The organism is Afipia sp. GW823-FHT06G09 (genome assembly GCF_058794875.1).
On record NZ_JBXAHF010000001.1, the window covers coordinates 1249555 to 1270915 of the forward strand.

Genomic DNA, 21361 nt, shown 5'->3' on the forward strand with positions numbered 1-21361 from the left:
ATCTTGCCAGCATCGGGTCCAGCGTCCCGCCATGAGATAAGTCGCGAAAAAGCAAAACCCGGGCTTGCGGCCCGGGTCTCATATCACGGAAACAACTCACAAAAACCAGCCTTGTGAGCTGAGACTTTAGAACCAGCGGCAATCAGGCAGGTTCAGCGAGGCGAATGGGTTCCGGCCGCTGTAGCCACCGGACGCTCCAGACCTCAGGCCATCGCTCCGATCCGCGAGCGCATCAAACCGATGCTGTCGAGATCAGCCTGCTCCCGGGCGCTTTCCTCGGCGCGTTCGCGTGCCTGGTCGCGCTCGTCCAGCAGTTCCACCTTCTTAAGCTCCTCGAACGCCTCGCCGAGCACCGCCTTCGCATCTTCGAGCTGAACCCGCAGTTCGTCGGCGGAGCGGGTCAGATTTTCGCGGCGCTGAATGGCTGCCTTGGCATAGGTGGGATAGGCGAAGTGTGTGGGATCATTAATGCCAGCGCGGTCCTGCTCGTGCTGGATTTCGCGCTCCAGGTCGACCGACATGCGCTGGAAGTCGGCGATCATGCCTTCGATCTGCGCAACCCTTCGGCGCTTTTCGTCGACCTGAAATTTCTTCAGGCGGATCAGCGTTTCACGTGACTTCATCGACTCGTACTCCCCAGAAGTCCCAACCACAAAGCGGGACGGAACCGGCATCCCCCCAAGGGCCCCTCCGGTCAAACACAGATGGCGGGATCATGGCGCGACAAAGTTAGCGTTCCGTTTCCAAGGTTTGCAGGATTTGCTCCAATCGGCGATAGCCCTCCCCGATCCCGGTGGATTCATCCTTGGCCTGCCGCAGGAAGGTTTCGAGCGGCTCGTGCAGCCGGATGGCCTCATCGACCTCAGGGCTCGATCCGGCCCGGTAAGCACCAAGGCGGATCAATTCTTCCATGTCCGCATAGGTCGCCATGACCTGCCGGGCCCGGGTGACGCTGGGGAGGAAAGCCGGATCGGCAGATCGCGGCATGGTTCGGGAAACCGACTTCAGGATGTTGATCGCTGGATAACGGCCGCGCTCGGCGATCGAGCGCTGCATCACGATATGGCCGTCGAGGATGCCGCGCACCGCGTCGGCCACCGGCTCGTTGTGGTCATCGCCGTCAACCAGCACCGTGAAGATGCCGGTGATGGTGCCTTCACCCAGTCCAGGCCCTGCCCGCTCCAGCAGCTTCGGCAGTTCGGTGAACACCGTCGGCGTATAGCCTTTCGCCGTCGGCGGCTCTCCGGCGGACAGGCCGATTTCACGCTGCGCCATCGCAAAGCGTGTCACCGAGTCCATCATGCACATGACGTCCTTGTCCTCATCGCGGAAATATTCCGCGATGGCCAGGGTCAGGTAAGCCGCCTGCCGCCGCATCAATGCGGGCTCGTCGGATGTCGCGACCACCACCACCGAGCGCGCCAGGCCTTCCTCGCCGAGATCGTCCTGCAGGAACTCCTGCACCTCACGGCCGCGTTCGCCGATCAGGCCGATCACCGAAACATCGGCATCCACATTGCGCGCGAGCATCGACAGCAGCACCGACTTGCCGACGCCGGAGCCTGCGAAGATGCCCATGCGCTGGCCGCGGCAACAGGTCAGGAAAGTATTGAGCGACCGCACGCCGAGATCGAGCGGCGGACCCACCCGCTTGCGGGAATGCGCAGGCGGCGGCGCGTTCCGGTAGGTCATCGGCGACGGGCCCTGAACCAAAGGTCCCTTGCCGTCGATCGGCTCGCCCATGGCATTGACGACACGCCCGAGCCACGCCGCCGACGGACGCACCTGGCTGGCGGCGTTGGCAATCACCGCGCGGCAGCCGCGCCGGACACCTTCCAGTCCCGCGAACGGCATCACCACGGCATTGTTGCCGGTGAAGCCGATCACCTCGCATGGGATGAAGCGATTGTTGCCGGTCTCGACCACGATGCGCGCGCCGACCGACATCGCATGGATCGGTCCCGCGATCTCCACCATAAGTCCGCGCACACCGACAACGCGGCCATAAATATTGACGCCGTCGATGTCGGAGATCTGTTCCGCGAGGGCCTTCATTGCGAAAACCTTAAGTTTCCGCGATTTCGCGGCATCCCCTTAACCCTGTGTTTACCCGCATCGTTAATCATTGCGTCACTGTCTTTGATGACTGAGAGCGCTTGACCTTCAGAACGAAGGAGCGAGTCGCAGGAGTCGGTTAGGCCCGGCTCTTAATGTGGAACTTGAACGACGCGGGTGCGAAAAGCTTCTTGACCGCAATATCTTAGTGCGATTCGACAAAAATTGCACGATAGAGCTTGCAGACACGAATCAGCATTTGTTAACCATATGTCGTCAGGATCCGAATCAGTTGTTCAAAGGCGTTTCCAGTGCCGCGAGTAGGCGGCCGGCCTGACGCCCGGAGCGGCGACTATAGGGGACTGGCATGCGCGTATTGCTGATAGAAGATGACAGCGCCACTGCGCAGTCGATCGAGCTGATGCTCAAATCCGAGAGCTTCAACGTCTACACGACGGATCTCGGAGAAGAGGGCGTCGACCTCGGAAAACTTTACGATTACGACATCATCCTGCTCGACCTGAACCTCCCGGACATGTCCGGCTATGATGTTCTCAAGCAGCTGCGTGTCTCGAAGATCAAGACACCGATCCTGATCCTCTCCGGCCTCGCCGGCATCGAGGACAAGGTCAAGGGTCTCGGCGTCGGCGCCGATGACTACATGACCAAGCCCTTCCACAAGGACGAACTGGTCGCCCGCATTCACGCGATCGTCCGCCGTTCCAAGGGTCACGCCCAGTCGGTCATCCAGACCGGCGATCTGGTGGTCAATCTCGACACCAAGACCGTCGAAGTCGGCGGCCAGCGCGTCCACCTGACGGGCAAGGAATACCAGATGCTGGAGCTGCTCTCGCTCCGCAAGGGCACCACCCTCACCAAGGAGATGTTCCTCAATCATCTCTACGGCGGCATGGACGAGCCCGAACTCAAGATCATTGACGTCTTCATCTGCAAGCTGCGCAAGAAGCTTGCGAACGCTTCGGAAGGCCGTAACTTCATCGAAACCGTCTGGGGCCGCGGCTATGTGCTGCGCGAGCCGCACGACGACGAAGTGCGCATTCCAGCCTGACACCGGGTTGTATCGAGAGCCTGTGCGGCTCTCACCTCCCAGACTGAACCCCGCCGCGAATGGCGGGGTTTTTGTTTGGAAAAGGCACAATCCCGCCGCGCCGCAGCCGGCTTTCCGACATTTGCCCGATAAGGCGAACCGGTGGCGATCTCCGGCCGATAAGGCAATGCGCGCCGGTTTTCTCCAGAAGCCCTGTAATCAGAGTCAGAGAGCTCCGGCGAAATAGAGCAGCACCCCTGCCGAGGCACAGGCGGCCAGCGTCTGCAACATTCCTGCATTGAAGCGAAAGATCGCGGTCGCCGCCGCGACGGAAAGGGCGAGCGCCCACGGATCGACACTCCACAGCACTGGAGCATCGAACGACATTCCGAAACTGCGCACCGGAAATGTTTCCCGGAAGACGGTGTGAATCGCGAACCAGATCGCAAGGTTGAGGATCACGCCAACCACCGCCGCCGTGATCGCCGACAACGCACCCGCGAGAGCCTTGTTTCCGCGCAGCACCTCAATGAACGGCGCGCCGAGGAAAATCCACAGGAAGCACGGCGTGAACGTCACCCATGTCGCAAGCAGTCCGCCGAGCGTTCCTGCCACCATCGGCGGCAGTGTTCCCGGATCGCGGAAAGCAGCCATAAAGCCCACGAACTGCAAGACCATGATCAGCGGACCGGGCGTGGTTTCCGCCATGCCCAATCCGTCGAGCATCTCATGCGGCCGCAGCCAGTGATAATTTTCCACGGCCTGTTGAGCGACGTAGGCCAGCACCGCGTAGGCTCCCCCGAATGTCACCATGGCCATCTTGCTGAAGAACACCGCGATCTCGGAGAACACGCTGCCCTTTCCAAGCATCAGGACGAGCAACGCCACCGGCGTCAGCCACAGAAGGAGCCAGACCGCGGCGACCCGTAACGAGCGGGCGACAGTCGGGTGCGCATGCTCGGGCAATTCATCACCCAGCAATGCATCGACCAGAGCGGTCGGCGTCTTGCTGTCATGCCCGCCGCCCGCTGCAAACGCAGGCAGCCCGGCCCGGCCTCCGAAATAGCCGATCAGCCCGGCGGCCAGAATGATGACGGGAAACGGCACGTTGAAAAAGAAGATCGCGATGAACGCGGCCGCCGCGAGACCTTGCAGGACCCGATTCTTGAGAGCCCGTTTGCCGACACGGACAACCGCCTGGATCACGATCGCCAGCACCGCCGCCTTGAGACCGAAGAACAGCGCGGCGACAAATCCCACATTGCCGAAGGCGGCATAGATGTAGCTCAGCGCCATGATGGCGATAACGCCAGGCATGATGAAGAGGCCGCCCGCCATGATCCCGCCGCGGGTACGATGCATCAGCCAGCCGATGTAGGTGGCGAGCTGCTGCGCCTCGGGACCGGGCAGCAGCATGCAGTAATTCAGGGCGTGCAGGAATCGGCTCTCGGAAACCCAGCGCTTCTCCTCCACCAGAATGCGGTGCATGACCGCGATCTGTCCGGCAGGGCCGCCAAAACTGAGCATCGCGACCCGAAGCCAGACCCCGAAAGCTTCTTTCATGTCCGGAAAGCCCGGCGTGCTCCGTGGAGCGGGAATCGCCGACGGCGTCGTGACGTCAGTCATGCTTTGACCTTTGCCTTGGCCTTATGCGAGGGCCAGTTATGAGTTTCATCGGTCGCATCCCTGCACCAGCGATAGAACGTATCATAGAGCGCGAGTCCAGCATCGAGCTGTTCGAGATCGTCCGAATACATCCGCGACAGGCCCAGAGATGCCGCGAGCAGGCCGGGCGCTTCCGGCGAAAGATCGGGACGTGCGGTATCGGCCGCGCGCACGATAGTCGCCAGACGCTTGAGCGGCTCTGTATCAAGACCGAACTCCTCGACCATGACATCAAAGGTGCACAGTTCACCGCGATGGCTCCAGAACACATTTTCAATGTCGAACGGCGCCGCGCCAAAGCGCTGACCGACCTCCTCCACTTCGGAAGCCGTCACAAAGAGAAAAATCGCGGACGGATCGACAAAGCGCCGGATCAGCCATGGGCAGGCGATGCGGTCGACTTTCGGCCGCGAGCGCGTCACCCAGAGCGTGCGCCCCTGCCGATCGCGCGGCGGTAGTTTCGCAGCAGGCACCAATGGAAGCTTCGCGTTCGCCCAGGCTTCATGGCCCCCTTCCAGAACGTCGGCTGACGCTCCGGCGTGACGGAGCCAGGCGGCGACTCCCTCGCTCAGCTTCCCGCCTCTCTTGCATATGACAACGGCGGCACGGCCGGCGAACTCTGACGCCCAATCGGCAACCGACGCATGGTCCCGGTGACATGCGCCCGGAACGAATTTCGGCTCGGCGGCAAGATCGTCGGCAAGGCGAACGTCGATAAGGGCCGGGCACCTGGGCGTGCCGGTCAGCCGGGCGAGTTTTTCGGGTGAGATCGAATTGATGGAAGACATGATGCGTCCCTCTCAAGAGAATGGACGCGATTCTTGGGCATGTCGCCTCGTGGGGAGATCGCTTTCCCCATGCCCTATCTTACACCCCGGCGCGGGACGGTTGTCAACGACACGCGCCTCGACGATGAACCGTCAGCTTGCCGCGAATGCCTTCTGGCTACGCATCATCCCGGGCGCCAGAGAGGGCGAGGACACGCGTGCAGGATTCGGCATATAGACGCCGCGCAGGTCCGGGGCGGCCCGGTAGGCATCCGTCAGTCCGATCACGGTCTCGGCTGCGCCAAGGAAAAGGAAGCCGTCCGGCTCATTCACCTTCTGCATGCGGCCGAACACGTCGATCTTGGTCGGCTGATCGAAATAGATCAGAACGTTCCGGCAGAAGATAATGTCGAAGACGCCGAAGTGCGAGAAATCCTGCAGCAGGTTGGCCTGCTGGTAGCGGACCATGGCGCGGATATCCGGATTGAGCTGCCAGACATCCCCGACCTGCTTGAAATGTTTCACCAGCAGCTGGATCGGCAATCCGCGCTGAACTTCGAACTGGCTGTAGATCCCCGCCTTCGCCTTTTCGAGAACTTCGAGCGACAGATCGGTCGCAACGATTTCCGCGCGCCAGTCCGGCGGCAAGGCTTCCTTCAAAAGCATGGCGAGCGAGTAAGGCTCCTGCCCGGTCGACGCCGCCGCGCACCAGATGCGCAGGCTGCGGCGGCTGGCGCGCGCCTTCAGCAAATTGGGAAGCACCGTATCGCGGACATTTTCGAACGGAACCTTGTCGCGGAAGAAGAACGTCTCGTTGGTCGTCATCGCCTCGACGACATCGACGGTCAGGGATTCCGAACCCGACTTGATCTTCTGCACAAGTTCGCTGATGCCAGAAATACCGGCCTTGCGGGCAAGCGGCAGCAGACGGCTTTCGATCAGGTACTGCTTGTCCGAAGACAACAGCAGACCGGAGCGATCTTTCAGAAGCTTGCGCAGATACTCGTAATCCAGTGGCGTCACCCGCGAACTCCTGAAAACACGCGAACAATTTTGGGAGCGATCTGGTCGAGCGGCAGAATCGCCGCGCAGACACCTGCATGGGCCACAGCGCCCGGCATACCCCACACAACGCTGGTGGCTTCGTCCTGTGCGATGACGTTGCCGCCGGCGGCGACGATGGTCCTGGCGCCCTGCGCGCCGTCAGACCCCATCCCGGTCAGCACCACGGCGAGAATGCCGGCCTGCCAGACTTCCGCTGCCGAGGCGAACAGCGGATCGACCGCCGGCTTGCAGAAGTTGATCTGCGGCCCGTCATCGAGAGCGATCACCGTATTCGTCCCCGAGCGCACCACGCGCATATGACGCCCGCCCGGCGCAAGATAGATTTGTCCCGCCTTGACCGTCTCGCCATCGACCGCCTCGTGAGCGGGACGCCCGCTCGCGCGCGCCAGATGTTCGGCGAGAATGGTGGTGAAGGTCGGCGGCATATGCTGGGTGATGAGAACCGGATGCTGGTCGACCACCGGACCGATACCGGCGACCAGAGTCATCAGCGCTTGCGGTCCGCCGGTCGAGGAACCGATCACCAGGACGCGCGGGATAACCGCACTGAACGGCCGCACCATCAGCTTGGGCTGCGCGACCGGCGGCATCGTGGCCGTGGAGGTTCGCGGCAGCGGCGTCCGCACCGGCTGCGCAACCGGCGATAGCGGCGGACTGGCAACGACAGCCGGACGGCGCAGACGCGCGCCGAGGTGGCGGATCTTTTCGATCAGATCGTGCTTGAAGATGTCGGCCGCGGCGATCTCACGCGTGCTCTCGGGCTTGGGGATGTAATCCGACGCGCCGAGCGACAGCGCCTTGAAGCTGATCTCCGCATTCCGGCGGGTCAGCGTCGACGCCATGATGATCACGAGGTTGCGCTTCTTCTCCAGCAGCAGCGGCAGCGCCGAGATGCCGTCCATATCCGGCATCTCGATATCGAGCACGACAACATCGGGATCGACGCGCACGACCTGGTTGACCGCATCGAGCCCGGTGCGGATCGATGCGACGACCGTGAGATCCGCCTCAGCCTCGATCCAGCGGGAAATCAGACCGCGGATGACCGCAGAGTCGTCGACGACCATGACGCGCAGCGGCTCGTGCCGCTGTGCGGACGAGCCCGGTGGAGTCAAAACTGCAACGCTCATGAACAACCAACTCTACGCAACGAACAACACAACACGCGGCTTCAGAGCGCGAGCCTAGATCAGACCGACTTCATGAAATTTCGCCGTCACGATTTCCTTGTCGAACGGCTTCATGATGTATTCATTGGCGCCGGCATGGAGCGCACGGGCGATGTGGGCGACATCGTTCTCGGTGGTGCAGAACACCACCTTCGGCCTGTCGCCGCCCGGCATCAGACGCAGGTTGCGGAGGAACTCGTATCCATCCATCACCGGCATGTTCCAATCGAGCAGGATGGCCTCCGGCATTCCGCGCTTGCAGACTTCCATGGCCTTCTCGCCGTCCTCGGCTTCGACAATCTGGAAATCCAGCCCTTCCAGAATGCGCCGCGCGACTTTCCGGATGACGCTTGAATCGTCAACAATCAGACATGTTTTCATCTTAGCCTCTTTTTTCCTCAGTTCCCGTGTGGGCCGCTGTCACGGGGCTTGCGTTGCTTCCCAAAATTATTTTTAGGCGGCGAGCATATCCGGATTGATTTCCAGAACGCGGTCGACGTCGAGAACGACCATCAACTGCCCGTCGAGCCGGTGAACGCCGCCGGCCATCTTCGCCATGCGCGGGTCGAGATTGACGGGATTTACCTCGCGGCTTTCGTCCGCGAGCTTGAGGACCTCACCGATGCTGTCGATCAGCAAGCCGTAGGATTCGCCGCGCAGGTCGACGCCCACCGCCATCGGCGGACGGCCGTCTTCGTTCTTCGCCAGTCCAAGACGGGCGCGCATATCGATCGCGGTGACGATCCTGCCGCGAAGGTTGAGAACACCCGCGACGTCCGCGGACGCGAGGGGAACTCGCGTTAGCCGCTCCGGCATGAACACATCCTGAACCCGCGAAATCGGCAGTCCGAACAACTGTCCGCCGATCATCGCGGTGACGTATTCGGTGATACCACGGTCAGCGCCGTCAACATTCGTATCCATTGTCATGTTCCTTACGCCGCCTGCCTGACGTCAGCGGTCTGTTCCTTCAGCGCGGCGATCAGTCCCGGCCGGTCGAATTTAGCGACATAGTCATGGAAGCCGGCCTGGCGGCCGCGTTCGATAGCCGCGGGCGACACCACGGACGACAGCGCGATGATCGGCATCGACTCCATCTTGCGATCGGCGCGGATCGCTTCGGCGAACTCGAAGCCATTCATGTCCGGCATCTCGATATCGGTCAGAATGACGTCGAACTGGTTGCCGGAGCGCAGCACCGACAGGCCTTCGTGGCCGTTCTGCGCAACCGTGACCCGATAGCCCGCCGCCTTCAGGACGGGCGCCAGCATGTTGCGGAAGAACGCGGAGTCGTCGACCAGCAGAACGGTCTGCGCCGTGGCCGACAGACGCATTTCCTTGCGGCTGAACCAGTCGGCGAACGCCATCGGCAGGAAGTGCCCGACGTCGATCACCTCGGTGGCCTGGCCCTTCACGACCGCAGAGCCAAGCACGCCTTCGCGCGTGCTCGCCACTTCGATGCTGAGCTGCTCCTCGACGATATCGATGATTTCATCGACTACGAGTCCCATCGAGCGTCCATCGTCGGCGAAAACGAGAATCGGCTGAACGCCGCTTTCGCGGATCGTCACGCCTTCCATCTCGACCAGCGGCATCAACTGCTCGCGGTACTGGACCATGTGACGGCCGTTCGAGAGTTCGATTTTGTCGACCGAAATCTCCTCGAGCCGTGTGACCAGAGCCAGCGGCACAGCCTTGGGCTGGGACGAGCCGGACCGGAACACGAGAAGCGAGGTGAGCTGGGCATCGGAGCTGGAGCGCGCCGCGGCGTTCTCGTCGCCGATCTCGCTCTGGGTCGCAGCCGCCGTACCGAGCGACTGGGCAATGCCGTTCGGATCGATGATCATGATCACGGCGCCGTCACCGAGAATGGTGTTGCCCGAGAACATTCCGATATGGCGCAGCTTGGTGGACATCGGCTTGACCACGATTTCCTCGGTGTGGAAAACGCCGTCGACCACGATGCCGAAGGTCTGGCTTCCGACCTGGGTGACCACAATGAAGCCGTTCTCCGGATCGATCGACGCGCCGTCGTCGATCTTGAGCAGCTTCTTCAGATGCATCAGCGGCAGCAGCTTGTTGCGCAGCCGCAGCACCGGCGTGTCCTTGATCCGCTCGATGCGATGATCGGAATTGGAGCGCGCGCGCACCAGCTCGACCACCGACAGCTGCGGGATCGCAAAGCGGTCGCCGGCGGCTTCCACGATCAGCGCCGACACGATCGCCAGCGTCAGCGGAATCTTGATGGTGAAGCTCGAACCCTCGCCCGGCACCGACTTCACGTCGATGGTGCCGCCGATCTGATCGATGTTGGTGCGCACCACATCCATGCCGACGCCGCGGCCGGACACGCTCGTGACTGCCGCAGCCGTGGAGAAGCCCGGCGCGAAAATGAACTTGTGGATCTGCGCCTCGGTCATCTTCTCGACTTCGGCTTCGGTGACCAGACCGTTCTGCACGGCCTTCTGCTTGATGCGCTCGGTGTTCAGGCCGCGCCCGTTGTCGGCGATGCAGATGATGATATGGCCGCCCTCATGATAGGCGGACACGCGGATGGTGCCCTGCTCCGGCTTGCCGGCGGCGACGCGATCCGCCGTGGTCTCAAGGCCGTGGTCGGCGGAGTTGCGGACCATGTGCGTCAGCGGATCCTTGATCAGATCGAGCACCTGGCGATCGAGCTCGGTGTCGGCGCCGTGCATTTCCAGTTCGATCTGCTTGCCGAGTTCGCTCGACAGGTCGCGCACGATGCGCGGCAGCTTCTGCCAGGCGTTGCCGATCGGCTGCATGCGCGTCTTCATGACGCCTTCCTGCAACTCGGCGGTGACGTTCGAGAGCCGCTGCAACGGCACCTTGAACTCGGAATCCTCGTTACGGCGGCTGATCTCGAGCAACTGGTTGCGCGTCAGCACCAGTTCCGAAACCATGGTCATCAGATGCTCGAGCGTATCGACATTGACGCGAATGGATTGGTTCGCGATCTTGTCGCTCTCCGTCGTCTCATTCTCGATGACCGGCTTCTTTGCCTTTACCGCGGCCTTCGTCGCATCGGCCTTTGGAGCTTCGGCCTTTGGGGCGGGCTGCTCAACCGGCGCAATCGATGGCGATGCGACTTCGATTTCGGTTTCGCGGAAAGCGCGCTCAAGTTCGTCGAGCGAAACTTCACCGGGACGCAGTTCGCGTTCCAGCGTCTGATCGACCATCATGCCGACGGTCACCGGCTTGGCTGCAACCGGCGCAGGTGCGGCTGGCGCAGGCGCAGCAGGCGCGGCTGCCATCGCGGCCATGCCCTGCTCGACCATATGGTGAAGCGCGTCGATCAGATCGACATCGGCGCCTTCCGGCTCCGCCTCGGTTGCCTCGAGCTGGCCGAGAATCTCCTTGATGCGGTCGATGGTGCTCAGGATCAGCGTGACGGCTTCGCCGGTCACCGGCATGCCGTCGCGGAATTTGCCCATCAGCGTCTCGGCTGCGTGAGCGAGCGCTTCAAGACGCGGCAATCCGAGGAAGCCGCACGTGCCCTTGATGGTGTGAACAAGCCGAAAGATATTATCGAGAATCTTCGCGTTATTCGGATCCTGCTCGAAACGAACCAGTTGGTTGTCGACGGTATCGAGACTCTCGTTGGTTTCGGTCAGGAATTCCCGCAGCAAATCGTCCATGAAGCCGGCCTTCTGGCAAGGGAGGCATGAACGTCACGCCTCCTAGATGCCGGCCAGTGTCGGGGCAAAGCGTTTAATATTGGTTGAGCAATCAGAAAAGAACGCGCTGAATAAACGCCTAACGCAAATGCCAGCGGCACCGGCATTTTCCGGCGCCCGCATCATTAAGAGTTCATGAAGATATCGTCAGGCCGCGGTCAAAACCACGGCGTCCGGCTCGGCGGCCAGCGACACCTTGAGCCCGCACGCCTGCGCCAGCAGCGCCGTGTAATAGGGCTGTACCGCATGCGCGGAGACCGATCCGGCATTGTCGAGATTCAGTTGCGCCGCGACGTTCTGCGGCTCGCGCGCATTGGTGCCAGCGGCGCGAAGACGGAATCCCATCGTGTCTCCCTCGCCGATCGGATCGACGATGAGCTGACCTCCGCGCGGAATCGCCTGCTGCGCGATGACGAACATGTTCAGCAGCAGCTTGACCCGGTTTTTCGCCATCAGGACGTGCGGCAGATTCCAGACGATCTTGGTCTTCTCGTCCTCAAGATGATTGCGCGTCATCTTCTGCGCCTCGCCGAGATCGATCTGGGAACCGGCAGAGCCCGCGGCGCCGTAGGCGATGCGGCAGAACTGCAGCCGTGCCGAGGTGGATTTCGCGCTCTTGCGGATCAGATCGAGCGCAAACTCCTTGTCGTCTTCCTTGTTGCTGCTGTCGAACACCTCAAGGCCGTTGACGATGGCGCCCACCGGGTTGATGAGATCGTGGCAGACGCGCGAACACATCAACGCGGCGAGTTCGAGAGCATCGGGTGTAGGACCGGGAGTTGACGTGCCAGACATGAATTTCCTCGGATTTTCCAGCGATTTCCTGCAATCACGGGGGCCACAGGATGCTGACGCGGCGAATCAAGCGTGCTTTATAATTTGATACACTGCGGCTGGCCCTGCGGCCACCGACCACAGCGGAATTGAAGGCTGACATGTACGCAACCGAGACCCATCAATGACCAGCCCTGCAATCGACCGCGACGCCGCCGCCCTCTTGATGGAGCCGCTGACCGACATCGTGGTGGCGGCGGGAGCGGCGATCCTCGCCGTCAGCCGGTCCACCATGCAGGTGACCGGCAAATCCGATGGCTCTCCCGTCACCGAAGCGGACATGGCGGCACATCACATCATCGCGGAAGGCCTGAACAGGCTCGTGCCAGATGTTCCGGCCCTGTCCGAGGAGCGAACCGACCTGGCCGCACGCCCCTACAAGAACAGCTTTTTCCTGGTCGATCCGCTGGACGGCACCAAGGAGTTCGTGGCCGGGCGCGACGAATTCACCGTCAACGTCGCGCTCATCACCAATGGCTCGCCGGTGCTGGGAATTATCGCAGCCCCCGCCCTCGGCCTGGTCTGGCGGGGAATTGTCGGCCGGGGAGCCGAGCGACTGATGATGACCAAGGACGGCAAGGCCCGCTCGGCCCAGCCGATCCACACCCGCCCTCATCCGGGCCCTCGCACGGCCTGGATCGTGGCCGTGAGCAGGTCCCACGGCGACAAGCGCACCGAAGCCTTCATTGCGGCCCGCCCCGGAGCGATCCGGCAGGCCCTCGGATCGGCGGTCAAGTTTGGCCGGATCGCCGAGGGCGGCGCCGACATCTACCCCCGGCTGTCCCCGACCTCCGAATGGGACGTGGCGGCGGGGCATGCGGTGGTAACCGCGGCCGGCGGGCTGATCACGGACAGCAAGGGCGCCGCGCTGTGCTTCGGGGAAGCGCGCGAGGATTTTCTGGTGCCCGAGTTCATTGCGTGGGGCGATCCCGCCGCGGTCGATCAGTAAGCGGAGAGCGTTTCGACCAGCGCCGGCCATTTGCCGGCCGCCTGTTTGAGGACAGCATCCGGATCGGCGGCAAAGGCGTTGAGGTTGTCTTCGCGGCTGAACAGATACAGCCGTTCACCGGACACCAGCCACAGCCGCGCCTGCCCGGCGACGGTCTTGCCGCGCGCCACGTCGACCGGGTCATAGCCGCCGAACCGGGGTCCGTAGATATCCGGATGGCTGAGGAAAACGGCGCGGTTGGCTTCGTTCCGGAAACGCCAGACGGCGCCATCCCTGGACGCCTCGATGTCGGGCTGCCCCTTGGCCGCCTCAGCGTCGGTGAAATAGGCCACAGGGTCGAAGCCATCGATGGCAAGGCCGCTATGGCGGTTCACGACCACCCGCTCGGTGACCGCCGATGCGCTGGTATACGGTCCGGCCAGCCCTGCAAGGACCGCAAGACAGGCGATTCCAAGGCGCTGCCCTTTATTTTCTTGCCGCCGTGCCGTCATAGTTGATGCCGATAAACAATCGAGTCGGGGACGTGGGACCGCAGCTTATGCCATTGCTTCTCAGCAAGGCGTTAAGCGATGGACATGCAACTCGGCCATCTGTGGTCCAAGGGGTTCTTTCATGACCTTTGCTTTGCGCATCGCGGCGCTGGTGTTTGCGGCGACGATTTCCCTGGCCGTGCCGGCCTCGGCCCAACAGCGCGCCCCAAATACCTATGGCCCGGACGAACTGGTCGGCGCGGGCCACCGGTTCTTCGGCAACGTGTCGCGCGGACTGGCGTCCGTGATCGAGCGCGCGGTGAGCCAGTGGGGCCTGCCCAACGGCTACGTGCTCGGCGAGGAAGGCAGCGGCGCTTTCGTCGCGGGACTGCGCTACGGCGAAGGCACGCTCTACACCAAGAACGCCGGCGACCTGCGGGTCTACTGGCAGGGACCGTCGGTCGGCTTCGACTGGGGCGGCGACGGCGCGCGCACCATGGTGCTGGTCTACAACCTGCCCGCGACCGACGCGATCTATCAGCGCTTTGCCGGCATCGACGGCTCTGCCTACATTATCGGCGGCTTCGGCATGACGGCGCTGACGGCGAACGGCATCGTGCTGGTCCCGATCCGCTCAGGCGTCGGCCTGCGGCTCGGCGCCAATATCGGCTATCTGAAGTTCACGCCCCGCGCGACCTGGAACCCTTTCTGACACTTTCCTGACAGGATGACCGGGGCATCGCCCGCCTGCCTTCAGGGAGGCGGGCTGATTCACGTTAACACGCTGTCCCGCTAGCTTTTTCCCGGCCCGCCGTGGCATGGTGAAACAGTTAATATTTTCTCACGCAGGGGTACGCATATGGTCGAACCGATCATGTATTTGGCGATCGGTTTTCTGGTCTCGATGCTGTTCGGTCTGATGATCGTGCCGCTGGTCCATAACCGCGCAGTCCGGCTCACGACCAAGCGCCTCGAAGCCGCGACCCCGCTCTCGATGGCCGAGATCCAGGCCGACAAGGACCAGTTGCGGGCCGAGTTCGCGATGTCCGCCCGCCGGCTCGAAATGAGCGTCGAGCAGCTCAAGAACAAGACCTCGAGCCAGCTCGCCGAACTCGGCAAGAAATCGGATGCGATCAACCGCCTCAAGATCGAACTCGGCGAAAAGAACGCGGCGATTTTCGCGCTGGAAGCGCGCGAGAAGGCGCTGAAGGATCAACTGCGGGCGACGGAAGAAGAATTCAGCGCCAAGACGCAGGCGCTGCGCATCGCCGAACAGCAGCTCTCGGACAAGCAAGGTGAACTCGGCAAGCTCAACAGCGAGCTCTCCCAGCGCTCGATGACGGCGGAAAGCCGTCAGGTCGAACTGCTGGCGGTCCGCAGCCAGATCGAAGCCCTGCAAAGCCGCGTCAACGACGCCGAGAAGGAAGTTTCCAGCAGTCAGCAGCGCCTCACCGATCATCGCAACGAGGCCGAGATCGCGACCCGCGAACTCAGCGATGCGCGCGGAAAGGTCGAGGACCTGAGCGGGAAGGTCACCGACCTCGATCGCCAGCTTGTGGTGCAGACCAAGGAAACCGAGATGCTGTCGACGCGGGTCACGGACCTCGAAAACCGTCTTGCCTTGCAGGGCAAGATTCTCGCCGAGCGCGAATACGAGAACACCCTGCTCCGCCAGCAGGCCGAGACCGCGAAACAGACCGAGCAGAAGCTGCGCGAGGACATGGCATCCGGCACCGGCAATTCAGCGGCGGTAGAGAAGCTTCGCACCGAGAAGGCCGCGCTGGAGGAACAGCTCACCGTCGCCCGGGATGAGCGCGCCAAACTTCAGCGCGACATCAATCTCATTCAGCAGCAGGCGGAAAGCTCGTGGTCCACAGAGCGCATGGAAAACGCGCTGCTGCGCGAGCGCATCAATGACATCGCAGCCGAAGTCGCCAAGCTTGCTGTGACGCTGGAAGGACCGGACTCGCCGATCGAGGCGATCCTGGCGTCCGAAGAGCAGAAGCCCGCCATCAGCACAATCGTCAAGGCAACGACCACAAACGGCGCGGCCCCCAACGGAGCGGCACCGGCGGCGACAGAGCCGCGCGGCACGCTGGCCGAACGGATTCGGGCCTTGCAGGCCCACGCCTCGCGGGCACGTCAGCCGGGCTAACTTGATTATCCAGCACATCGGCTGGATTTGAGCCGATTTCTGAAGCACACAGGCCAGCTGCGCTTGACACCTGTGCCCCTGCTTTCGTAAATCGCCGCTCCGAAAGATATCCGGTGGTTCCGGGCGCATAGCTCAGCGGGAGAGCGTTCCCTTCACACGGGAGAGGTCCAAGGTTCGATCCCTTGTGCGCCCACCATTTTCTCACCAGACGTTTTCGGCGCGTTCACAGAAATCGGACCCGTTACCCGGCCAGCGCCGCCTCGCGCGCGCGCATCGATGCGGTCAGCCGATAACCCAGCCGGATGAACGGCTTTTCAACGAAGCGATACGACAGCGCTGCGAGCGGCAGCACGGCCGCGCTCGACACGACAAGCATGATCAGGAGAGCCAGCCATGGCGGGCATCCGGCCTGCAGCGCCGCGCCAAGCTCCTTCTCCATCTGCCAGCAGATCATCAGCATCAGCGGATGCAGCAGATAGAAACTGTACGACACCCTGCCGAGAAACCTGAGCACGGCATTGTCGCGCAGGACCGTCAGCCATCCACGCAAGCCCAAAGCGCCGCCGGCAATCATCAGGCACGAGGCGATCGTCACCCAGGCGTCCCTGACGTTGAAGTGACGCGCGAACAAGGTCACGCCGGCGAAGAACAGCACCACGCCGAGGCCGAACAGCGCATTGGCATGACGGGGCTGTGCACGCGGCAGGAGAACATGGGTGAGCGCGCCGAACAGAAAACAGTAGAGGAATATCGCCCGCGGCTCGCCGCCTTCCAGCGGCAGGATCACCTTCATGGGATTTGTCAGAATGGCCATCACCGAAGCGATGACGAGAATCCTGAAAATCTTCCCGGCGGCGATCCAGTGGAGCGCGATGAGAAGAACGGGGATCGCCAGCAGCTCGGTCTGGATCGACCAGCCGACGCCGTCGATCGAGACCGACAGCAGCAGGATGTTCTGAATTGTCTCCGCCAGCGACGGAACGACACTCAATGTTCGTCCCGTCAGCCAGTAGACTCCGACGAACATCAGGATGGCGAATATCCACGCCGGGTAAATCCGGAAAATGCGCGCGATCGCGAACGGCAAGGCGATTTCAGCGACGGGGCGCGGCGTCCTTTGCAGCGAGGCCGTCAGCACAAAGCCGCTCAGCACGAAAAAGAACACCACCGCGGGCTGGCCCTGAAACAGGATCTTCAGCACATCCATGGCCGCCGACGGCATCGCCTTCAGGATGACGGACTCGCCGCCCACCAGCGCAGGCGATTGGGAAATGTGGAATCCGGCAACGGACAACGCGGCCAGCCCCCGGAGGCTTTCCAGCTCCGGGTGGAAACGTCGCGCGCCCGCCTCGCTCATGTGCATCCCCGCCCAAGACCCGTTCTGTCTTAGGCTGTCTGCACGCCGGAGCGAAAGGCAAAATTTGCTGGCTGGAATGGCGCCGGCGGAACGCGCCGGCCGTCGGATCAATCGAACGCGGCCTTGACCGTGGCGTACTTGCCGCCGAGCGTGGTGCCGAGACCGTTGACCGCAGCAACGATCGCGACCGCGATGCCCGTTGCGATCAGGGCATACTCGATCGATGTCGCAGCCTTCTCGTCACGGATAAAACCAAACACCGTCTTCATCGGATCAGCCCCACTGCATTTCTTGCACATGACGGCTTCGCCATACGAGTGCTCGCTGAAGCCACGGCTAACCTAGCGGCAAGAAGCTGCCGAAGACTTAACTAAACCTTTCCATGATACCGCCTCAGTCGTGCGGGACCGACTTCAGCGCCAGCAGGGCCAGCAGCTTCATGCGCTCCGGGTCACGCTCCCCCTGCGACGCAAGCTCGATGATATTTTTTGCCAGCGCCTGAACCCGCGCCGACCCCACCGGGAATGGCAGGGTCTCGACGGCCTCCTCGAAGGCCTGCGTCATGGCGGCAATGGTGTCGGGGCTAAAGGACGAGCCCTGAAAGACTTTCATCTCAGGAACCCCCGCGAGAAATGCTCTTGCGTATTCAACGCAAAAGCCTCGCGCAGGGTTCCTTCTCTTGTTGTCGGTTACATCACGACTTCGATCAGCCGCGGACCCTTTTCGCGCACCGAATTGGTCAGTGCGTTCGAGAAGTCCTCCGCCGTGGTGACCGACTGCGCGGACACGCCCATGCCCTTGGCCAGCGATACCCAGTCGAGGGCGGGATTGTCGATGTTCAGCATGTCGAGCGCCTTGCGGCCGGGCTCGCCCGCATCGACGCCGGCGAACTCACCCTTGAGGATCTGATAGGTGCGGTTGGCGAAGACGATGGTGGTGACATCGAGTCCCTCGCGCGCCTGCGTCCACAGCGATTGCAGCGTGTACATCGCGCTGCCGTCGCCGACCATGCAGATCACCTTGCGGTCCGGGCAGGCGACCGCGGCGCCGGTCGCAACCGGGGTCGAGAAGCCGATCGATCCGCCCATGTTCTGAAGCCAGTCATGCGGAGCGGCTGCCGCCGTCGGCGGAAAGAAGCCGCGGCCGGTGGTGATCGATTCATCGACCACGATGGCGTTCTCCGGAATGGCCATCGCAATCGCCTGCGCGATCGAGGCGTGCGTCAGCGCGCCGGTGGGTTTGGACAGCTCCATCAGCTTCTGAGGCTGCGCATCCGCCGCCTTGGCGCCGAGCGCATCGGCCAGCGCGTGCAATGCCGCCACCGAGTTCTCGCCGGATTCGCACATGCGATGCACCTCGCAGCCTTCCGGCTTCAGGAGGCTCGGCTTGTTCGGATAGGCGAAGAACGCCACCGGATCGTTGGTCTCGACCAGGATGATGTGGCGGAAATCCTTCAGGATCGGCAGCGCCTGCTCGATCACATAGGGAATGCGGTCGATGGAGAACCGTCCGCGCCCGCGCGCCATGCGCGGATTGTAGGTCTGGCCCATGACCTTGCATCCGGTCTTGCCGGCGATGCGCGCGGCGAGCGCCAGTCCTTCTTCCGTGAGCGCCTTGCCGGTCAGCAGCAACAGCGTCTGCTCACCGCTGCGCAGAACGCGCGCGGCTTCATCGACCGCCTGCGGCGAATAACTGGCGCGCTGCGAATCCTCCGGCACCTGCGCGATGCCATCGGCTTCATTCCAGGCGGTGTCGGCGGGGAGAATAAGCGTCGCGATCTGGCCCGGATGGCTTCGCGCCGCCGCAATAGCGGCAGCGCCGTCGCGCGCAATGGACTTCGAGTCCGGCGAGGTGCGAACCCACGCCGACATCGGCCGCGCGAGACCTTCGATGTCCGAGGTCAGCGGCGCGTTGTATTCGATGTGATAGGTCGCATGCTGACCGACGATGTTGACGATGCCGGAATGCGCCTTCTTGGCGTTGTGCAGATTGGCGAGGCCGTTGGCGAGGCCGGGCCCGAGATGCAGCAATGTCGATGCCGGCTTCCCGGACATCCGATAATACCCGTCGGCGGCGCCGGTCACGATGCCTTCAAACAGCCCGAGCACACATCGCATCCCCTCGACACGATCCAGCGCGGCGACAAAATGCATCTCCGATGTTCCCGGATTGGTGAAGCAGACATTCACATCGCCCGCGACCAATGTTCGCACCAGACTTTCCGCGCCGTTCATCATTCCACTCCCGTTCGAGGCTTTTTGTTGAAGTATCGCTAGATGAACCATCCTTATGACAGTTCGTCAAAGCCTGCGGTAGGTTGGAACAGCAGCATGACTGTGCGGATGTGGCATGTCTCGCAGAAGTCACGCCCTCGGCGGATAATGGGCTGCCCCGAAGCCTTTCACGCGTCCGTGGGTTGCGAAGACAGGCAAATTGTGGCCTTTCTCGCGGAGTTCATGGCACCTGTTCCCGGTTCGCCAACATTTCCGCCCCGGTCTGACGATCTCTTATGAGGATTCTAATGACGCGCCTATTGTCCGTAATTCTTACCGCAGCGACCTTGTTGGGCAGCAGCAGCCTTGCGATGGCGGATCAGGAGTTCAATCCGCTGCTTCAGCTTTTCGGCGGCGGCGGAATGGGAGGCGGCTCCGGCCCGATTCCGCGCACCACAGTTAGTTTCCAGGGCAACTATGCGCCGGGCACCATCATCGTCGATACCAGGGAACGCCGGCTGTATCTGGTTCAGGAAGGCGGCCGGGCGCTGCGCTATGGCATTGGCGTCGGCCGCGACGGCTTCCGCTGGGGCGGAGTCCATCGCATCACCGCGAAGAAGGAATGGCCGAGCTGGACGCCGCCGGCACAGATGCTGCGCCGCCGTCCCGATCTGCCGCGCCACATGGTCGGCGGACCCGACAATCCGCTCGGCGCACGCGCCATGTATCTCGGCTCGACGCTCTATCGCATTCACGGCTCCAACGAGCCGGAGACGATCGGTCAGGCTGTCTCGTCAGGCTGCTTCCGCATGGTCAATGACGACGTCATCGACCTCTACAACCGGGTGCAGGTGGGCGCGACGGTCATCGTCAAGAACTAAGGTCCGGATGGCCCGCTCGGGTCCTGCCGCAAGCTCTTGCAGGCCGGCCCCTGTGGCCGGTCTTCGCATTTGTAGACTGGCCGCGAACGCTCTTGCGCGCGAGCGGAGCGACGGCTAGCTCAGGTTGTCATGGAAACGTCTTCAACAATGCGGCGGCTGATACCGGGCATCGTCCTGCTGGGCAGCCTGACGCTCAGCACGACATTGTGGTCGCCGACCCTTGCCGAAGGGCCCAATATCAGCGCACGCCAGCGCAACGAAAAGAAGACCTTCACCGACAGCCAGATCATCGACGGCTTCATGAAGACGGCGTTCGGCGCGGAGTATCATCTGGCCGGGCGCGTCGACCGCATCCGCAAATACCACATGCCGGTGCGCGTCTTTATCGACGGTGCCCGCGCCGACCGGAAAAAGCAAATCGGAAAGGTTGTCGGCGACATCGCAAGGCGGGTTCAGCATCTCGACATTGCGGTGACGAACAAGCGCGACGAGGCCAACACCATCATCACGCTGGTTCGCGACCGCGATCTTCAGAAAACCATCACGTCGTTCTACGGCGCTGAGAAGGCCAAGGAAATTCACGACACGCTGGACCCGCAATGCCTGTCCGGATTTCGCAAGAACGACAACTACGAGATCCAGCACTCGGACGTGATCCTGACGGTCGATAGCAGCGACTTCGTGTTTCTCGACTGCGCCTATGAGGAATTGCTGCAATCCCTCGGGCCGATCAACGACACCGACTCAGTGCCATGGACGATGTTCAACGATGACGTCTCGATGGGGTTCTTCGACGTCTACGACCAGTACATCATGAACATCCTGTACGATCCCCGCATCAAGGCAGGCATGACCGTCGATGAAGTCCGCGATGTGCTGCCGGCCATTCTGCCGGACGTGCGGGCATGGGTCGCCAAGGTCAACATCCTGCCACGGTAGCCTTGCATCGCCCGAGCGCGGCTTTGCGCTTCGTCATTGCGAGGAGCTCTTGCGACGAAGCAATCCAGCTTCTTCTTTTTAGAATGGATTGCTTCG

At 62.4% G+C, this 21361-nt stretch carries 21 protein-coding genes and 1 tRNA gene; 7 read left to right on the top strand and 15 right to left on the bottom strand.

The window, feature by feature from the left end; genetic code table 11:
• Nucleotides 1–203: 203 nt before the first annotated feature.
• Nucleotides 204–623 (bottom strand): flagellar export protein FliJ, encoded by a 420-nt coding sequence (gene fliJ / locus AC1Q67_RS06155; RefSeq protein ID WP_006021878.1) that lies wholly within the window; start codon nucleotides 621–623, stop codon nucleotides 204–206.
• Between the two features lie 106 nt (nucleotides 624–729).
• The gene (fliI, locus tag AC1Q67_RS06160) at nucleotides 730–2055 is read right to left on the bottom strand and encodes a flagellar protein export ATPase FliI (protein ID WP_024576195.1); all 1326 of its coding nucleotides are present in this window, start codon (nucleotides 2053–2055) and stop codon (nucleotides 730–732) included.
• Nucleotides 2056–2422: 367 nt separating this feature from the next.
• Here fliI and ctrA point away from each other — a divergent pair, with 367 nt between their 5' ends.
• A complete protein-coding gene (ctrA, locus tag AC1Q67_RS06165) occupies nucleotides 2423–3124 on the top strand; it encodes a response regulator transcription factor CtrA (protein WP_006021880.1) in 702 nt (233 codons plus the stop codon).
• A 204-nt stretch (nucleotides 3125–3328) separates the two neighbouring features.
• On the opposite strand, the gene chrA is transcribed toward ctrA, so the two are convergent.
• From chrA to chpT, 8 genes are all read right to left on the bottom strand, one after another.
• Nucleotides 3329–4666, bottom strand: a complete 1338-nt coding sequence (gene chrA, locus AC1Q67_RS06170) for a chromate efflux transporter (protein WP_492235697.1) — start codon at nucleotides 4664–4666, stop codon at nucleotides 3329–3331.
• Nucleotides 4667–4725: 59 nt separating this feature from the next.
• Entirely contained in the window at nucleotides 4726–5556 is an 831-nt protein-coding gene (locus AC1Q67_RS06175) for a chromate resistance protein ChrB domain-containing protein (protein ID WP_492234827.1), read from the bottom strand.
• A 132-nt stretch (nucleotides 5557–5688) separates the two neighbouring features.
• Nucleotides 5689–6558 carry a CheR family methyltransferase gene (locus AC1Q67_RS06180; protein WP_492234826.1) on the bottom strand — a complete coding sequence of 290 codons (870 nt, stop codon included), beginning with the start codon at nucleotides 6556–6558 and terminating at the stop codon, nucleotides 5689–5691.
• Nucleotides 6555–7730, bottom strand: coding sequence for a protein-glutamate methylesterase/protein-glutamine glutaminase (locus AC1Q67_RS06185; RefSeq protein ID WP_492234825.1), 1176 nt, complete (start codon nucleotides 7728–7730; stop codon nucleotides 6555–6557). The genes AC1Q67_RS06180 and AC1Q67_RS06185 overlap by 4 nt, the downstream gene beginning before the upstream one ends.
• A gap of 54 nt (nucleotides 7731–7784) precedes the next feature.
• Nucleotides 7785–8150 carry a response regulator gene (locus AC1Q67_RS06190; protein ID WP_024576190.1) on the bottom strand — a complete coding sequence of 122 codons (366 nt, stop codon included), beginning with the start codon at nucleotides 8148–8150 and terminating at the stop codon, nucleotides 7785–7787.
• Nucleotides 8151–8222: 72 nt separating this feature from the next.
• Nucleotides 8223–8693 carry a chemotaxis protein CheW gene (locus AC1Q67_RS06195; RefSeq protein WP_024576189.1) on the bottom strand — a complete coding sequence of 157 codons (471 nt, stop codon included), beginning with the start codon at nucleotides 8691–8693 and terminating at the stop codon, nucleotides 8223–8225.
• Between the two features lie 11 nt (nucleotides 8694–8704).
• Complete coding sequence (locus AC1Q67_RS06200) at nucleotides 8705–11428, bottom strand: hybrid sensor histidine kinase/response regulator (protein WP_492234824.1); 2724 nt, start codon at nucleotides 11426–11428, stop codon at nucleotides 8705–8707.
• A gap of 186 nt (nucleotides 11429–11614) precedes the next feature.
• Nucleotides 11615–12262 carry a histidine phosphotransferase ChpT gene (gene chpT / locus AC1Q67_RS06205; protein ID WP_024576188.1) on the bottom strand — a complete coding sequence of 216 codons (648 nt, stop codon included), beginning with the start codon at nucleotides 12260–12262 and terminating at the stop codon, nucleotides 11615–11617.
• A 163-nt stretch (nucleotides 12263–12425) separates the two neighbouring features.
• Between chpT and cysQ the strand changes: the two genes are divergently transcribed.
• Entirely contained in the window at nucleotides 12426–13250 is an 825-nt protein-coding gene (cysQ, locus tag AC1Q67_RS06210; protein WP_492234823.1) for a 3'(2'),5'-bisphosphate nucleotidase CysQ, read from the top strand.
• Here cysQ and AC1Q67_RS06215 read toward each other — a convergent pair.
• A complete protein-coding gene (locus tag AC1Q67_RS06215) occupies nucleotides 13244–13741 on the bottom strand; it encodes a YHS domain-containing (seleno)protein (RefSeq protein WP_024576186.1) in 498 nt (165 codons plus the stop codon). The two genes, cysQ and AC1Q67_RS06215, sit on opposite strands and share 7 nt — an antisense overlap.
• A 121-nt stretch (nucleotides 13742–13862) precedes the next feature.
• Here AC1Q67_RS06215 and AC1Q67_RS06220 point away from each other — a divergent pair, with 121 nt between their 5' ends.
• The 3 genes from AC1Q67_RS06220 (at nucleotide 13863) to AC1Q67_RS06230 (ending at nucleotide 16071) form a co-directional block, all read left to right on the top strand.
• Entirely contained in the window at nucleotides 13863–14432 is a 570-nt protein-coding gene (locus AC1Q67_RS06220; protein ID WP_024576185.1) for a DUF1134 domain-containing protein, read from the top strand.
• A 147-nt stretch (nucleotides 14433–14579) separates the two neighbouring features.
• Nucleotides 14580–15875, top strand: a complete 1296-nt coding sequence (locus AC1Q67_RS06225) for a hypothetical protein (RefSeq protein WP_492234822.1) — start codon at nucleotides 14580–14582, stop codon at nucleotides 15873–15875.
• A gap of 121 nt (nucleotides 15876–15996) precedes the next feature.
• Nucleotides 15997–16071, top strand: a tRNA-Val gene (locus tag AC1Q67_RS06230).
• A gap of 45 nt (nucleotides 16072–16116) precedes the next feature.
• On the opposite strand, the gene AC1Q67_RS06235 is transcribed toward AC1Q67_RS06230, so the two are convergent.
• The 4 genes from AC1Q67_RS06235 to AC1Q67_RS06250 form a co-directional block, all read right to left on the bottom strand.
• Nucleotides 16117–17232, bottom strand: a complete 1116-nt coding sequence (locus tag AC1Q67_RS06235; RefSeq protein ID WP_492234820.1) for an acyltransferase family protein — start codon at nucleotides 17230–17232, stop codon at nucleotides 16117–16119.
• A gap of 107 nt (nucleotides 17233–17339) precedes the next feature.
• Complete coding sequence (locus AC1Q67_RS06240) at nucleotides 17340–17501, bottom strand: Flp family type IVb pilin (protein ID WP_024576182.1); 162 nt, start codon at nucleotides 17499–17501, stop codon at nucleotides 17340–17342.
• Between the two features lie 124 nt (nucleotides 17502–17625).
• Nucleotides 17626–17844: a hypothetical protein gene (locus tag AC1Q67_RS06245; protein ID WP_024576181.1), complete on the bottom strand. Its 219-nt coding sequence runs from the start codon at nucleotides 17842–17844 to the stop codon at nucleotides 17626–17628.
• A gap of 77 nt (nucleotides 17845–17921) precedes the next feature.
• Nucleotides 17922–19466 carry an acetolactate synthase large subunit gene (locus AC1Q67_RS06250; protein WP_492234819.1) on the bottom strand — a complete coding sequence of 515 codons (1545 nt, stop codon included), beginning with the start codon at nucleotides 19464–19466 and terminating at the stop codon, nucleotides 17922–17924.
• A gap of 350 nt (nucleotides 19467–19816) precedes the next feature.
• Here AC1Q67_RS06250 and AC1Q67_RS06255 point away from each other — a divergent pair, with 350 nt between their 5' ends.
• Both AC1Q67_RS06255 and AC1Q67_RS06260 read left to right on the top strand, forming a co-directional pair.
• Nucleotides 19817–20326, top strand: coding sequence for a L,D-transpeptidase (locus AC1Q67_RS06255; protein ID WP_492235696.1), 510 nt, complete (start codon nucleotides 19817–19819; stop codon nucleotides 20324–20326).
• A gap of 129 nt (nucleotides 20327–20455) precedes the next feature.
• Nucleotides 20456–21265 carry a DUF2927 domain-containing protein gene (locus tag AC1Q67_RS06260; RefSeq protein ID WP_492234817.1) on the top strand — a complete coding sequence of 270 codons (810 nt, stop codon included), beginning with the start codon at nucleotides 20456–20458 and terminating at the stop codon, nucleotides 21263–21265.
• The last annotated feature ends 96 nt before the right edge of the window (nucleotides 21266–21361 follow it).

Excerpts from the sequence above, each read along its gene's own strand:
- fliJ (WP_006021878.1), bottom strand. The coding sequence starts at position 623 with ATGAAGTCACGTGAAACGCTGATCCGCCTGAAGAAATTTCAGGTCGAC.
- fliI (WP_024576195.1), bottom strand. The coding sequence starts at position 2,055 with ATGAAGGCCCTCGCGGAACAGATCTCCGACATCGACGGCGTCAATATT.
- ctrA (WP_006021880.1), top strand. The coding sequence starts at position 2,423 with ATGCGCGTATTGCTGATAGAAGATGACAGCGCCACTGCGCAGTCGATC.
- chrA (WP_492235697.1), bottom strand. The coding sequence starts at position 4,666 with ATGAAAGAAGCTTTCGGGGTCTGGCTTCGGGTCGCGATGCTCAGTTTT.
- AC1Q67_RS06175 (WP_492234827.1), bottom strand. The coding sequence starts at position 5,556 with ATGTCTTCCATCAATTCGATCTCACCCGAAAAACTCGCCCGGCTGACC.
- AC1Q67_RS06185 (WP_492234825.1), bottom strand. The coding sequence starts at position 7,730 with ATGAGCGTTGCAGTTTTGACTCCACCGGGCTCGTCCGCACAGCGGCAC.
- AC1Q67_RS06190 (WP_024576190.1), bottom strand. The coding sequence starts at position 8,150 with ATGAAAACATGTCTGATTGTTGACGATTCAAGCGTCATCCGGAAAGTC.
- AC1Q67_RS06195 (WP_024576189.1), bottom strand. The coding sequence starts at position 8,693 with ATGGATACGAATGTTGACGGCGCTGACCGTGGTATCACCGAATACGTC.
- AC1Q67_RS06200 (WP_492234824.1), bottom strand. The coding sequence starts at position 11,428 with ATGGACGATTTGCTGCGGGAATTCCTGACCGAAACCAACGAGAGTCTC.
- chpT (WP_024576188.1), bottom strand. The coding sequence starts at position 12,262 with ATGTCTGGCACGTCAACTCCCGGTCCTACACCCGATGCTCTCGAACTC.
- cysQ (WP_492234823.1), top strand. The coding sequence starts at position 12,426 with ATGACCAGCCCTGCAATCGACCGCGACGCCGCCGCCCTCTTGATGGAG.
- AC1Q67_RS06215 (WP_024576186.1), bottom strand. The coding sequence starts at position 13,741 with ATGACGGCACGGCGGCAAGAAAATAAAGGGCAGCGCCTTGGAATCGCC.
- AC1Q67_RS06220 (WP_024576185.1), top strand. The coding sequence starts at position 13,863 with ATGACCTTTGCTTTGCGCATCGCGGCGCTGGTGTTTGCGGCGACGATT.
- AC1Q67_RS06225 (WP_492234822.1), top strand. The coding sequence starts at position 14,580 with ATGGTCGAACCGATCATGTATTTGGCGATCGGTTTTCTGGTCTCGATG.
- AC1Q67_RS06235 (WP_492234820.1), bottom strand. The coding sequence starts at position 17,232 with ATGAGCGAGGCGGGCGCGCGACGTTTCCACCCGGAGCTGGAAAGCCTC.
- AC1Q67_RS06240 (WP_024576182.1), bottom strand. The coding sequence starts at position 17,501 with ATGAAGACGGTGTTTGGTTTTATCCGTGACGAGAAGGCTGCGACATCG.
- AC1Q67_RS06245 (WP_024576181.1), bottom strand. The coding sequence starts at position 17,844 with ATGAAAGTCTTTCAGGGCTCGTCCTTTAGCCCCGACACCATTGCCGCC.
- AC1Q67_RS06250 (WP_492234819.1), bottom strand. The coding sequence starts at position 19,466 with ATGAACGGCGCGGAAAGTCTGGTGCGAACATTGGTCGCGGGCGATGTG.
- AC1Q67_RS06255 (WP_492235696.1), top strand. The coding sequence starts at position 19,817 with ATGGCGGATCAGGAGTTCAATCCGCTGCTTCAGCTTTTCGGCGGCGGC.
- AC1Q67_RS06260 (WP_492234817.1), top strand. The coding sequence starts at position 20,456 with ATGGAAACGTCTTCAACAATGCGGCGGCTGATACCGGGCATCGTCCTG.